Origin of the sequence: Cupriavidus neocaledonicus, assembly GCF_000372525.1 — a bacterium.
Lineage (GTDB): Bacteria > Pseudomonadota > Gammaproteobacteria > Burkholderiales > Burkholderiaceae > Cupriavidus > Cupriavidus neocaledonicus.
Genome location: NZ_AQUR01000101.1, coordinates 108,029 through 120,508, shown reverse-complemented (window position 1 = coordinate 120,508; position 12,480 = coordinate 108,029). Strand labels below are relative to the sequence as shown.

Genomic DNA, 12,480 nt, shown 5'->3' with positions numbered 1-12,480 from the left:
TGGCCGTGCAACGGATGTGAATTGAAGCTATGAAAGTCACCATTATCGGCAGCGGCTACGTTGGTCTCGTCACCGGCGCCTGCCTGGCGGAGCAGGGCAACGACGTGTTTTGCCTGGACCTGGACGAGCAGAAGATCGCTTTGCTCAACGCGGGCGGCGTGCCGATCTACGAGCCCGGCCTGCAGGAACTGATCCAGCGCAACCGCGAGGCCGGCCGCCTGACCTTTTCCACCGACGTGGCAGCCAGCGTCGAGCATGCCGACGTGCAGTTCATCGCGGTGGGCACGCCGCCGGACGAGGACGGCTCGGCCGACCTCAAGTACGTGCTGGCGGCGGCGCGCAATATCGGCCGCCACATGACCGGCTTCAAGGTGGTGGTCGACAAGTCGACCGTGCCGGTGGGCACTGGCGACCGCGTCACCGCCGCGATCCGCGAGGAACTGGCCGTGCGCGGTCTGGAAGACCTGCAGTTCTCGGTGGTGTCGAACCCCGAGTTCCTGAAGGAGGGCGCCGCGGTCGAAGACTTCATGCGCCCCGACCGCATCGTGCTGGGCTGCAATGCCGACGCCGCCGGGCGCCACGCGCAGGCGACCATGCGGCAGCTGTACGCGCCGTTCAACCGCCATCATGAGCGCACCTTCTATATGGACGTGCGCTCGGCCGAGTTCACCAAGTACGCCGCCAATTCGATGCTGGCCACGCGCATCTCGTTCATGAACGAGCTCGCCAACCTGGCCGACGAAGTCGGCGCGGATATCGAGCTGGTGCGCATGGGCATCGGCTCGGACCCGCGCATCGGCTACAGTTTCCTGTACGCCGGCGCCGGCTATGGCGGATCGTGCTTCCCCAAGGACGTGCAGGCACTGATGCGCACCGCCGCCGACCACGGCAAGCCGATGCGCGTGCTGGAGGCGGTGGAGGCCGTCAACGGCGCGCAGAAGCGCGTGCTGGGCGAGAAGATCGTGCGCCGCTTCGGCGACGACCTGAGCGGTCGCGTGTTCGCGGTCTGGGGCCTGGCCTTCAAGCCCAATACCGACGACATGCGCGAAGCGCCGTCGCGCGTGCTGGCGCGCGAGCTGGTGTCGCGCGGCGCGTCGCTGCGCGTGCACGACCCGGTTTCGATGGCCGAGGCCCGTCGCGTGCTGGAGGCCGACCTGGCCGACGTGCCGGGCGGCGCCGCGCGCGTGAGCTTCCACCAGCACCAGATGGATGCGCTCGACGGCGCCGACGCGCTGGCGATCGTGACCGAATGGAAGGTGTTCCGCAGCCCCGATTTCGGGCAGATCAAGCGGCGGCTGAAGTCGCCGGTGATCTTCGATGGACGCAATCTGTATGAGCCCGAGGCGATGCGCGAGACCGGCGTGGAATACCACGCCATCGGCCGCCCCACCCGCAAGGCTGCGCCGCCGGCGCACGAATGAGGCGCGCGGGTCAACGGACTCATCAACCGATAAGCTACGCGGCGGCCGCTGCCGCCGCGATATTGCCAAGGATCTTCATGAACAAGACCGTCATTCCGCAGGAGCAGATCCGGCAGTCCCATATCCTGGTGGTCGGCGACATGATGCTGGACCGCTATTGGTTCGGCGACGTCGAGCGCATTTCGCCCGAAGCGCCGGTGCCGGTGGTGCAGGTCAAGCGCAGCGACGAGCGCCTGGGCGGCGCCGCCAACGTGGCCCGCAATGCCGCGGCGCTCGGTGCGCGCGTCGGCATGCTGGGCGTGGTCGGCGACGACGAGCCGGCGCGCACGCTCGAGGCGCTGCTGGCCGAGAGCCACGTGCAGCCCTACCTGCACCGCGATGCCAAGATCAACACCACCATCAAGCTGCGCGTGGTGGCGCACCAGCAGCAGCTGCTGCGCGTGGATTTCGAGAATACGCCAGCGCACGAAGTGCTGCTCGCGGTACAGGACCGCTTCCAGGGCCTGGTCAACGATTACCAGGTGCTGGTGCTGTCCGACTACGGCAAGGGCGGGCTGACCCATGTCACGCGCATGATCGACGCCGGTCGCGCGGCCGGCCGCAAGGTGCTGGTCGACCCCAAGGGCGACGACTACTCGCGCTACCGCGGCGCCACGCTGATCACCCCCAACCGGGCCGAGATGCGTGCCGTGGTCGGGGCCTGGAAGACCGAGGCCGACCTGACCATCCGCGCGCAGAACCTGCGCCGCGCGCTGCAGCTCGAAGCGCTGCTGCTGACGCGCTCGGAAGAGGGCATGACGCTCTATACCGAAGCCGAAGTGCTGCACGTCTCCGCGCAGGCGCGCGAGGTCTATGATGTATCCGGTGCGGGCGACACCGTGATCGCCACGCTCGCCACCATGATGGGTGCCGGCGTGCCGCTCAAGGAAGCCGTGCAGCATGCCAATCGCGCCGGCGGCATCGTGGTCGGCAAGCTGGGCACCGCCGTCGTCACTTATCCCGAATTGTTCGGCGCCGCCGCCTGAGGCCCGGCGCCCTCTTTTGATCCGACCATGACAATCATCGTCACCGGCGCCGCGGGTTTTATCGGCAGCAATCTCGTCAAGGGCCTGAACGAACGCGGCGAGACCCATGTCATCGCCGTCGACAACCTGACCCGCGCCGACAAGTTCCACAACCTGGTCGACTGCGAGATCTCGGATTACCTGGACAAGCAGGACTTCCTCGCGCGCTTTGCGCGCGGCGAGTTCGGCAAGGTGCGCGCGGTATTCCACGAAGGCGCGTGCTCCGACACCATGGAGACCGACGGCCGCTACATGATGGAGAACAACTACCGCTACACGCTGTCGCTGATGGAGAGCTGCCTGGAGCAGGGCACGCAGTTCCTCTATGCATCGTCGGCGGCGACCTACGGCGCCTCGCAGGTGTTCCGCGAAGACCGCGAGTTCGAGCGTCCGCTCAACGTGTACGGCTACTCCAAGTTCCTGTTCGACCAGATCGTGCGGCGCCGCCTGCCGTCGGCGCTGTCGCAGATCGTCGGCTTCCGCTATTTCAACGTGTACGGGCCGCGCGAAACGCACAAGGGCCGCATGGCGTCGGTGGCGTTCCACAACTTCAACCAGTTCCGCGCCGACGGCACCGTGAAGCTGTTCGGCGAATACGGCGGCTATGGTCCCGGCATGCAGAGCCGCGACTTCATCTCGGTCGAGGACGTGGTAAAGGTCAACCTGTTCTTCTTCGACCATCCCGAGAAGTCCGGCATCTTCAACCTGGGCACCGGCCGTGCCCAGCCGTTCAACGACATCGCCGCGACCGTGGTCAACACGCTGCGCGAAGCCGAAGGCAAGCCGCCGCTGTCGCTGGACGACCTGGTGCAGGAAGGGCTGGTCGAGTACGTCAAGTTTCCCGACGCATTGCGCGGCAAGTACCAGTGCTTTACGCAGTCGGATGTGTCCAAGCTGCGCGGCGCGGGCTACGGCGAGCGCTTCCTGACCGTGGAGGAAGGCGTGGCGCGCTACTGCCGCTGGCTGCTGGAGCGCAACGGCTGAACCGCGCCTCATCCCCGCTTCACGCCGGCCGACACGCTTTCATGCGGCCGGTGTCAACTTTTGTTGCCGCATGCGCCGCGCTCGCGGCGCGCCCCTATCCTGACCTGACCTCGCCGCCCGGCGGGGGTGGTACCTCAGACCATCCACAGGAAAGGAGAGCCTTCATGGCCATGCACTGGATCCGGCAACTTGCCCGGCGTTATTCCCTGATCTCCCTCGCGGCAACCTTGTGCCTGCTTGCCGGCGGCACCGCGCGTGCCGCGGTCGACGTCAACACCGCGGACGAGGCGGCGCTGACCTCGGTCAAGGGCGTGGGCCCGGCCACGGCCCGCCACATCGTCGAAGAGCGCAACAAGCGCGGACCGTACAAGGACGCCGCCGACCTGGCCGAGCGCGTCAGCGGCATCGGGCCGAAGTCCGTGGCCAAGCTGCAGGACGCCGGCCTGACCATCTCCGGCAAGGGGGCGGCCACCGCTACGCCTGCCGCCGCGCCGGCCGCCACGCCGGCGCCCGCCAAGGGGGCGAAGGCGACGCCCGCACCGGCAAAGCCGGCCCGCTAGCACGGCCAGCCGCTGCCCTGTGCCCGGTCGTGCTGCGGCCGGGTGCGTTGTGGCTGGTACGCGTTGTGCTAAACGTAGCCGGCTTCGCAGCCCCCGTGGCGGCGGAGTATCATGCGGACGCCGTGCAGGCAGGACCTGCCGTGCGGCTGCCGACCGGCATTCCACAACCTACAACCAGGCACAAGCGTGGCGGCCGCCGATCCGGTGGCCAGCCCGGACCACAGGGAGCAAGACAATATGGCGAATGGCGAGGACGCGGGATTCCTGCCGCAATGGCGGCTCAAGACCGAGGGCGTAATCGGCCCCGATGAGCGGCTGCCCGCTGGGCAGACACTGCTGGCCGGGATCCAGCACGTGGTGGCGATGTTCGGCTCGACCGCCATCGCGCCGATCCTGATGGGCTTCAACCCCAATATCGCCATCCTGTTTTCCGGCATCGGCACGCTGATCTTCTTCCTGTGCGTGCGCGGCCGGGTGCCCAGCTACCTGGGCTCCAGCTTCGCCTTCATTGCGGTGGTGATCGCCGCCACCGGCTATGCCGGCAGCGGCCCCAACCTCAATATCCCGGTGGCGCTGGGCGGCATCATTGCCGCCGGTGCGCTGTACACCGTGATCGGCCTGGTGGTGCAGGCGGCAGGCTACGCCTGGGTGGAAAAGCTGATGCCGCCGGTGGTGACCGGCGCCATCGTCGCGGCGATCGGGCTGAACCTGGCCCCGGTGGCGGTCAAGGCGGTCAGCGGCGCTGCGCTCGATACCTGGGTGGGGCTGCTCACCGTGGTCGCGGTCGGGCTGGTAGCGGTCCGCGCGCCCGGCATGATCGGCCGCTTGCCGGTGCTGATCGGCGGCCTGGCCGGCTACGTTGCCTACTACCTGGGCACCAACGTGATGGGGCTGGGCAAGCCGATAGATTTTTCCGGCGTGGCCGCCGCCAGCTGGTTCGGCCTGCCGGCGTTCACCGCGCCGACGTTCGAGCTCGGCGCGATGCTGCTGATCGCGCCGGTGGCGATCGTGCTGGTGGCCGAGAACCTCGGCCATATCAAGGCCATCGGCGTGATGACCGGCCGCAACCTGGATCCGTACATCGGCCGCGCCTTTATCGGCGACGGCATCGCCACCATGCTGTCGGCCAGCGGCGGCGGCACCGGCGTGACCACCTATGCCGAGAACATGGGGGTGATGGCGGTCACCAAGATCTATTCGACGCTGATCTTCGTCGTGGCGGCCGCGGTGGCCATCCTGCTGGGCTTCTCGCCCAAGTTCGGCGCCCTGATCCTGACCATCCCGGGGCCGGTGATCGGCGGCCTGACCATCGTCGTGTTCGGCCTGATCGCGGCTACCGCGGGCCGGATCTGGGTGCAGAACAAGGTCGACTTCTCCAGCTCGCGCAACCTGATCACGGTGGGCGCCACGCTGACGGTAGCCGCCGGCGACCTGACGCTGAAGCTGGGCGGCATGACGCTGGGTGGCATCGGCACCGCCACCTTTGGCTGCATCCTGCTGTACCACCTGCTGGGCGAAGGCAATCGCGAGGAAGGCTGAGCCACGGCGAAGCCTGGCCGGCGGGGCAAATCCCGCCTGCCGGCGAGGGGATAGGGGTCTGCATTACAATGGCCGGCGAACTGGAATCCCCCGGCATCCCCCCGTTTTGACCTTCCTTCGCCCCATGGCCTACAAGACAATTGAAGACACCATCGGCAATACGCCGCTGGTCAGACTGCAGCGCATCCCCGGCGCCGCCAACGACGCGCGCGGCAATGTGATCCTCGGCAAGCTCGAAGGCAACAATCCGGCCGGTTCGGTCAAGGACCGTCCGGCGGTGTCGATGATCGCCCGGGCCGAGGCGCGCGGGCGCATCAGGCCGGGCGATACGCTGATCGAGGCGACCTCGGGCAATACCGGTATTGCGCTGGCCATGGCGGCCGCCATCCGTGGCTACAAGATGGTGCTGATCATGCCCGAGGACCTGAGCCTCGAGCGCCGCCAGAGCATGGCCGCCTACGGCGCCGAGATCATCCTGACCCCGGTCAAGGGCGGCATGGAGTACGCGCGCGACCTGGCCGATTCGATGGAGCGCGACGGCAAGGGCGTGATCCTCGACCAGTTCGCCAACCCGGACAACCCGCAGGCGCACTACGAGGGCACCGGCCCGGAAATCTGGCGCGATACCGACGGCCGCATCACCCACTTCGTTTCGGCGATGGGCACCACCGGCACCATCACCGGCGTGTCGCGCTTCCTCAAGGAGCAGAATCCCGCGATCCAGATCGTCGGCGCGCAGCCGGCCGAAGGCTCGCGCATTCCGGGCATCCGCAAGTGGCCGGAAGCGTATCTGCCCAAGATCTACGATCCCAAGTTCATCGACCGCACCGAGCCGGTCAGCCAGGGCGATGCCGAGCACATGGCGCGCCGCATGGCATCCGAAGAGGGCATCTTCTGCGGCATCTCCGCCGCCGGTGCGCTGTGCGTGGCATTGCGCGTCGCCGAGGAAGTCGAGAACGCCACCATCGTCTTCGTGGTGTGCGACCGCGGCGACCGCTACCTGTCGACCGGCGTGTTCCCGGCCTGATCCGCAGCGCCGCCGCAAACAAGAAAGGCCTCGCTCATGCGAGGCCTTTCTTGCTTCTGGCCGTGCCGCCTCAGGCCATCGCCGCCTTGACCGCTTCGCCCAGCTGGTACACCGCCAGCGCATAGAAAAAGCTGCGGTTGTAGCGCGTCAGCACATAGAAGTTGCGCAGGCCCAGCAGGTACTCGGTGGGCTGGTCGGGCGTGGGCAGGTCCACCACCAGCACGCCGGTTTCGCCTTCGCGCGCCAGGTTGATGGGCTCGTCCACGCGCAGCCCGGCGCGGGTCAGCTGGTTGAGGGTGCGGGTCGGCCAGGGCTCGCCATCGGCCGCTGCGGCGGCGACCCCGAGGCTGCCCGCGTCATCGGCTATGCGCCACGCCACCGGACGGCCCGCCTCCCAGCCATGCAGCTGCAGGAAGCGCGCCACGCTGCCGATGGCGTCGGTGGGGCTGTTGCGCAGGTCGATGTGGCCGTTGTTATCGTAGTCGATGGCGTATTCGCGCAGGCTGGTCGGCATGAACTGCGGAATGCCGATGGCGCCGGCATACGAGCCCAGCACCGAGTAGACGTCGGTGCGGGTGTCGCGGCACCACAGCAGGTAGTCGGCGAGCTGGTTGCGGAACAGCGTGCTGCGGGCTTCGCGGTTGGGCGTGTCCGGGTAGTCGAAGGCCAGCGTCGACAGCGAATCGAGCACGCGGAACGTGCCCATGTCGCGCCCATAGATGGTTTCGACGCCGATGATGCCGACGATGACCGAGGCCGGCACGCCGAACTCGGACTCGGCGCGACGCAGCGTGTCGCGGTTGTCCTGCCAGAAGCGCACGCCCGCATTGATGCGGATCGGCTCGATAAAGCGCGATCGGTAGGTGCGCCAGCTTTTGCGGCCGGTGGTGGTGGGCGGCATGATCAGCCGTACCACGGTGGCCGAATAGACCGCCTGTCCGAACCAGTCCTGCAGCATGCCGCGGTCAAAGCCGTGGCGCGCCACCATCTCGTCGATAAATGCGCGTGCTTGCGGGTTGTCGCGGTAGCGGCCGGGTTCGATTTCTTCCTCGCGCACGCTGACGCGGCGTTTGCCGGCCGCGAGCAGGGTGGGGGAGAGGCCGCAGAGTCCGAGTGCGGCAGCGGAAAGCGCGGCGCCCAGCAGGGGGCGTCGCAGTGAGCGCTGGGTGTCGGTCATGGTGTCCTTTGCAAGTCGCACCGAGTATAGCGGATGCCACCGCGGCATCCGCGTCGGGGCGGGTGCGGCCAGCCGCGCCGGCGCGGCTGGGTGGCCTGGCCCGGCGTGTGCTAACGTAACGTTTGGAGACAACATGGCGACGCACTGCAACCCATTGCGACGATAAGAGATGCCGACAGGCTATTACACGCACCCAGAGTTCCAGCGGCACGAGATGGGGCACTTCCACCCCGAGTGTCCGGAGCGCCTGCAGGCGATCGAGGATCACCTGATATCGCATGGCCTGGACGGGCTGCTGGAGCGCCGCGAGGCGCCGCCCGCCACGCGCGAGCAACTCGAGCGCGTGCACCGGCCCGAGCACGTCGACGCGCTGCAAAGCGCCAGCCCGTCGAGCGGCTACCACGCGATCGACCCGGACACCTCGATGAACCCCCACACGCTTGCCGCCGCCACGCTGGCTGCGGGCGCTGCGGTGGCGGCCACCGATGCGGTGATCGCCGGCGAGTTCGAGAATGCGTTCTGCTGCGTGCGCCCGCCAGGCCACCACGCCGAACCCGGTCGCGCCATGGGCTTCTGCTTCTACAACAACGTGGCCATCGCCGCGCGCCACGCGCTGCAAGCGCACGGGCTGGAGCGCGTAGCGATCATCGACTTCGACGTGCACCACGGCAACGGCACCGAAGCGGCGTTCCGCGGCGATGAGCGCGTGATGATGTGCAGCATCTTCCAGCACCCGTTCTATCCTTACAGCGGCACCGAGCACCTGGCACCGAACATGGTCAATATCCCGCTGCCGGCGTACAGCAACGGCATGGCGGTGCGCGAGGTGGTCGAGACCATCTGGCTGCCGCGCCTCAATGAATTCCGCCCGCAGATGCTGTTCATTTCGGCCGGGTTCGACGCGCACCGCGAGGACGACCTGGGCCAGATGGGCCTGGTGGAGGCGGACTACGCCTGGATCACCGGCCAGCTGGTCGACGTCGCGCGCGCCCACGCGCAGGGCCGCATCGTCAGCTGCCTCGAGGGCGGCTACAACCTCAGCGCGCTGGGCCGCAGCGTGCTGGCCCACCTGAAGGTGCTGCTCGAACATTAGGAGACCGCCGCCATGGCCGAGAACGATGCGCGCGTCGACGCGCCGCTGCTGACCGAATCGCGCGACGCCGCCGGCGTGGCGCGCCTGACCATGAACCGGCCGCAGGCCTTCAACGCCTTGTCCGAGGGGCTGCTCGATGCGCTTACCGGCGCGCTGCGCCGGCTCGCCGCCGACGACAGCGTGCGCGTGGTGGTGCTGGCGGGTGCCGGCAAGGCCTTTTGCGCCGGACATGACCTGCGCGAGATGCGCGCGGCGCCCTCGCACGATTACTACCGGCGCCTGTTCGACCGCTGCACGCGCATGATGATGGCGATCCAGCAGATGCCGCAGCCGGTGATCGCGCGGGTCCACGGCATCGCCACCGCGGCCGGCTGCCAGCTGGTGGCGATGTGCGACCTGGCGGTGGCCGCGGACGATGCGCGCTTTGCCGTGTCGGGCGTCAACCTGGGGCTGTTCTGTTCGACCCCGGGCGTGGCCCTGTCACGCAACCTGCACCGCAAGCAGGCCATGGAGATGCTGCTGACCGGCGACATGATCGACGCCGCCGGTGCGCGTGAGCGGGGGTTGGTCAACCGCGTGGTGCCGGCCGGCGAACTGGACGCGGAAGTGGCGCGGCTGGCCGCCAGCATCTGCGCCAAGCCGGCCGCCGCGGTCGCCGCCGGCAAGGGCTTGTTCTACCGCCAGCTCGAGATGGGGATCGAGGCCGCCTACCAGCTTGCCGGCCAGACCATGGCCTGCAACATGATGGACGAGTCGGCGCTGGAGGGCGTGCAGGCCTTCATCGACAAGCGGCCGCCATCCTGGCGTGCCTCCTGATCGACTTGTCGGGCTTTATATGCCGGGAACGCATAAAGACATCGGCAAAAAGTCGTTTAAGGTATGAAGCGAATCGCATAAAATACGCGCTTCAGAAAAATAACGAGCGGCAACAGCGCTGGAGATCCCTCGCCTGTTGCCGTTTTCTTTTGGTCACCTTTTCCATGATCGAACTGCAAGGACTGTCGCAGCGCTTCCCGGGCGCGTCTGGCGACGTGCATGCATTGCGGGACGTCAGCCTGTCGATTGCGGCGGGCGAAGTCTTCGGCATCATCGGCCGCAGCGGCGCCGGCAAGAGCACGCTGGTCCGCGCCATCAACCTGCTGAACCGGCCCACCAGCGGCCGCGTCATCGTCGACGGCCAGGACCTGACCGCGCTGGACAACGGCGCGCTGCGCCTGGCGCGGCGCGACATCGGCATGATCTTCCAGCACTTCAACCTGTTGTCGTCGCGCACCGTCTATGACAACGTGGCGCTGCCGCTGGAGCTGGCCGGCAAGCCCGGGGCTGAAATCGCCGCAACCGTGCTGCCGCTGCTGGAGCTGGTCGGGCTGTCGGCGCTGAAGGACCGCTACCCGTCGCAGATCAGCGGCGGGCAGAAGCAGCGCGTGGGCATTGCGCGCGCGCTGGCGAGCAAGCCCAAGGTGCTGCTGTCGGACGAGGCCACTTCGGCGCTGGATCCGGAAACCACGCGTTCCATCCTGGACCTGCTCAAGCAGATCAACCGCGAGCTGGGCCTGACCATCGTGATGATCACGCACCAGATGGAAGTCATCAAGCAGGTGTGCGACCGCGTCGCCGTGCTCGAGGCCGGCCAGGTGGTGGAGAGCGGGCGCGTGATCGACGTGTTCCTGCGTCCGCAGCACGAGGTCACGCGCGCCATGATCGGCGACGTCATCTCGCAGGAGCTGCCGGCGAGCGTGCTCAAGCGCGTCGAAAGCCGGCTCGGCAATGGCCGCGACCACGTCTACCGCCTCGCCTTCACCGGCGAGGGCGTCGACCAGCCGGTGCTGGCGCAGGCGATCCGCCGCTACGGGCTGGACTTCAACATCCTGCACGGCCATATCGACGAGATCCAGGGCCAGGCCTTCGGCTCGCTGGCAATCATGGCCACGGGCGAGCTGGCCGATGTGAAGGCGGCAATGGAATACCTGCAGGCGCAAGGCGTCGTGGTGGAGGAGTTCGAGCATGTGGTCTGAAATGTTTGACCTGTTCCTGACCTCGTTCAACGAGACCCTGCTGATGGTGGCGATCTCGGGCGTGGTCGGCGCGCTGCTGGGCGTGCCGCTGGGCGTGCTGCTGCACCTGACCAACCGCGGCGGCGTGCTGTCGCACCCGCTGTTCAACCGCACCATCGGCGTGGTGGTCAACGCGGTGCGCTCCATCCCCTTCATCATCCTGCTCGTAGTGGTGATCCCGTTCACGCGCTTTATCGTCGGCTCGTCGATCGGCACCCCCGCGGCGATCGTGCCGCTGACAATCGCGGCGATCCCGTTCATTGCCCGCCTGGTCGAAAGCGCGCTGCGCGAGGTCGACAAGGGCCTGGTCGAGGCCGCCCAGTCGATGGGTGCCACCACCGGCCAGATCGTATGGAAGGTGCTGCTGCCCGAAGCCATGCCCGGCATCGTCGCCGGCCTGACCATCACCTTCGTCAGCCTGGTCGGCTATTCGGCCATGGCCGGCGCGATCGGCGGCGGCGGCCTGGGCGACCTCGGCATCCGCTATGGCTACCAGCGCTACATCACCGAGGTGATGGTGGCGGTGGTGGTGATCCTGATCGTATTCGTGCAGGCGGTGCAGAGCTTCGGCGACTGGCTGGTCCGCCGCATCAGCCATCGCTGACCCAAACTACTTCTTGAGATAGGAACGCACATCATGCAACGTCGCAACCTGCTGCAATGGATGCTCGGCGCCGCGCTCGGCGCCTCGCTGGCTACCGGCGCGATCGCCCAGGACAAGCCGATCAAGATCGGCGTCACCGGCGGCCCGCACGCCCAGATCATGGAACAGGTGAAGAAGGTCGCCGCCAGGGACGGCCTGAACATCCAGGTGGTCGAGTTCAGCGACTACATCCAGCCCAATGCCGCGCTGGCCGCCGGCGACCTCGACGCCAACAGCTACCAGCACCTGCCGTACCTGGAAGCCCAGATCAAGGACCGCGGCTACAAATTCACGCATATCGCCTACACGGTGACGTTCCCGATGGGCGTGTACTCGAAGAAGATCAAGTCGCTCGACCAGCTCAAGCAGGGCGCGCGCGTGGGCGTGCCCAACGACCCCACCAACGGCGGCCGCGGCCTGCTGCTGCTGCAGAGCAAGGGCGTGATCAAGCTCAAGCCCAACGCCGGCCTGAAGGCCACGCCGCTGGACATCGCCGAGAACCCGAAGAAGATCCGCATCGTCGAGCTCGATGCCGCGCAGCTGCCGCGTTCGCTCGATGACCTGGACGCCGCCGCGATCAACGGCAACTATGCCGAATCCGCCGGCCTGTCGCCGACCAAGGACGCGATCGCCATGGAAGGCCCGAAGGGGCCGTACGCCAACCTGATCGCGATCCGCGAGACCGACAAGAGCAAGCCCTGGATGGCCAAGCTGGTGAAGGCCTATCACTCGCCGGAAATCAAGCAATACGTCACATCGACCTTCAAGGACTCGGTCATCACCGCCTGGTAAGCCGGCGTCACTCGAGGCTTTCATCCAATCGGACGAGGCCTGCCGCCCTGGCTTTGCGGCACAATCGCCTGACCGGTAAAAAAGGTGCCGGGCCTATGCCCGGCATCATTTTGCCGATAAAATAGT

Annotated in this window: 12 protein-coding genes; 11 read left to right on the top strand and 1 reads right to left on the bottom strand. The window is 67.4% G+C overall.

Going from position 1 to position 12,480, the window contains the following annotated elements:
* Positions 1-29 precede the first annotated feature (29 nt).
* The 6 genes from A3AG_RS0119565 (at position 30) to cysM (ending at position 6,595) form a co-directional block, all read left to right on the top strand.
* Positions 30-1,421 (top strand): UDP-glucose dehydrogenase family protein, encoded by a 1,392-nt coding sequence (locus tag A3AG_RS0119565; RefSeq protein WP_018007058.1) that lies wholly within the window; start codon positions 30-32, stop codon positions 1,419-1,421.
* Between the two features lie 77 nt (positions 1,422-1,498).
* Positions 1,499-2,446 (top strand): D-glycero-beta-D-manno-heptose-7-phosphate kinase, encoded by a 948-nt coding sequence (gene rfaE1 / locus A3AG_RS31790; RefSeq protein WP_018007057.1) that lies wholly within the window; start codon positions 1,499-1,501, stop codon positions 2,444-2,446.
* Between the two features lie 27 nt (positions 2,447-2,473).
* Positions 2,474-3,469 carry an ADP-glyceromanno-heptose 6-epimerase gene (gene rfaD / locus A3AG_RS0119555; RefSeq protein ID WP_018007056.1) on the top strand — a complete coding sequence of 332 codons (996 nt, stop codon included), beginning with the start codon at positions 2,474-2,476 and terminating at the stop codon, positions 3,467-3,469.
* 164 nt (positions 3,470-3,633) lie between these two features.
* Positions 3,634-4,029 carry a ComEA family DNA-binding protein gene (locus A3AG_RS0119550; protein WP_018007055.1) on the top strand — a complete coding sequence of 132 codons (396 nt, stop codon included), beginning with the start codon at positions 3,634-3,636 and terminating at the stop codon, positions 4,027-4,029.
* A 237-nt stretch (positions 4,030-4,266) separates the two neighbouring features.
* Positions 4,267-5,568 carry a solute carrier family 23 protein gene (locus A3AG_RS0119545; RefSeq protein ID WP_026164320.1) on the top strand — a complete coding sequence of 434 codons (1,302 nt, stop codon included), beginning with the start codon at positions 4,267-4,269 and terminating at the stop codon, positions 5,566-5,568.
* 124 nt (positions 5,569-5,692) lie between these two features.
* Complete coding sequence (gene cysM, locus A3AG_RS0119540; RefSeq protein WP_018007053.1) at positions 5,693-6,595, top strand: cysteine synthase CysM; 903 nt, start codon at positions 5,693-5,695, stop codon at positions 6,593-6,595.
* A gap of 70 nt (positions 6,596-6,665) precedes the next feature.
* On the opposite strand, the gene mltB is transcribed toward cysM, so the two are convergent.
* Entirely contained in the window at positions 6,666-7,772 is a 1,107-nt protein-coding gene (gene mltB / locus A3AG_RS0119535) for a lytic murein transglycosylase B (RefSeq protein WP_018007052.1), read from the bottom strand.
* A 169-nt stretch (positions 7,773-7,941) separates the two neighbouring features.
* On the opposite strand from mltB, the gene A3AG_RS0119530 reads away from it, so the two are divergent.
* The 5 genes from A3AG_RS0119530 (at position 7,942) to A3AG_RS0119510 (ending at position 12,354) form a co-directional block, all read left to right on the top strand.
* Positions 7,942-8,865, top strand: coding sequence for a histone deacetylase family protein (locus A3AG_RS0119530; protein ID WP_018007051.1), 924 nt, complete (start codon positions 7,942-7,944; stop codon positions 8,863-8,865).
* 12 nt (positions 8,866-8,877) lie between these two features.
* A complete protein-coding gene (locus A3AG_RS0119525; RefSeq protein ID WP_018007050.1) occupies positions 8,878-9,681 on the top strand; it encodes an enoyl-CoA hydratase in 804 nt (267 codons plus the stop codon).
* A gap of 164 nt (positions 9,682-9,845) precedes the next feature.
* A complete protein-coding gene (locus tag A3AG_RS0119520; RefSeq protein WP_026164319.1) occupies positions 9,846-10,880 on the top strand; it encodes a methionine ABC transporter ATP-binding protein in 1,035 nt (344 codons plus the stop codon).
* Complete coding sequence (locus A3AG_RS0119515; protein WP_018007048.1) at positions 10,870-11,523, top strand: methionine ABC transporter permease; 654 nt, start codon at positions 10,870-10,872, stop codon at positions 11,521-11,523. The genes A3AG_RS0119520 and A3AG_RS0119515 overlap by 11 nt, the downstream gene beginning before the upstream one ends.
* A 33-nt stretch (positions 11,524-11,556) precedes the next feature.
* Positions 11,557-12,354: a MetQ/NlpA family ABC transporter substrate-binding protein gene (locus tag A3AG_RS0119510; protein WP_018007047.1), complete on the top strand. Its 798-nt coding sequence runs from the start codon at positions 11,557-11,559 to the stop codon at positions 12,352-12,354.
* Positions 12,355-12,480 lie beyond the last annotated feature (126 nt).

Excerpts from the sequence above, each read along its gene's own strand:
- A3AG_RS0119565 (WP_018007058.1), top strand. The coding sequence starts at position 30 with ATGAAAGTCACCATTATCGGCAGCGGCTACGTTGGTCTCGTCACCGGC.
- rfaE1 (WP_018007057.1), top strand. The coding sequence starts at position 1,499 with ATGAACAAGACCGTCATTCCGCAGGAGCAGATCCGGCAGTCCCATATC.
- rfaD (WP_018007056.1), top strand. The coding sequence starts at position 2,474 with ATGACAATCATCGTCACCGGCGCCGCGGGTTTTATCGGCAGCAATCTC.
- A3AG_RS0119550 (WP_018007055.1), top strand. The coding sequence starts at position 3,634 with ATGGCCATGCACTGGATCCGGCAACTTGCCCGGCGTTATTCCCTGATC.
- A3AG_RS0119545 (WP_026164320.1), top strand. The coding sequence starts at position 4,267 with ATGGCGAATGGCGAGGACGCGGGATTCCTGCCGCAATGGCGGCTCAAG.
- cysM (WP_018007053.1), top strand. The coding sequence starts at position 5,693 with ATGGCCTACAAGACAATTGAAGACACCATCGGCAATACGCCGCTGGTC.
- mltB (WP_018007052.1), bottom strand. The coding sequence starts at position 7,772 with ATGACCGACACCCAGCGCTCACTGCGACGCCCCCTGCTGGGCGCCGCG.
- A3AG_RS0119530 (WP_018007051.1), top strand. The coding sequence starts at position 7,942 with ATGCCGACAGGCTATTACACGCACCCAGAGTTCCAGCGGCACGAGATG.
- A3AG_RS0119525 (WP_018007050.1), top strand. The coding sequence starts at position 8,878 with ATGGCCGAGAACGATGCGCGCGTCGACGCGCCGCTGCTGACCGAATCG.
- A3AG_RS0119520 (WP_026164319.1), top strand. The coding sequence starts at position 9,846 with ATGATCGAACTGCAAGGACTGTCGCAGCGCTTCCCGGGCGCGTCTGGC.
- A3AG_RS0119515 (WP_018007048.1), top strand. The coding sequence starts at position 10,870 with ATGTGGTCTGAAATGTTTGACCTGTTCCTGACCTCGTTCAACGAGACC.
- A3AG_RS0119510 (WP_018007047.1), top strand. The coding sequence starts at position 11,557 with ATGCAACGTCGCAACCTGCTGCAATGGATGCTCGGCGCCGCGCTCGGC.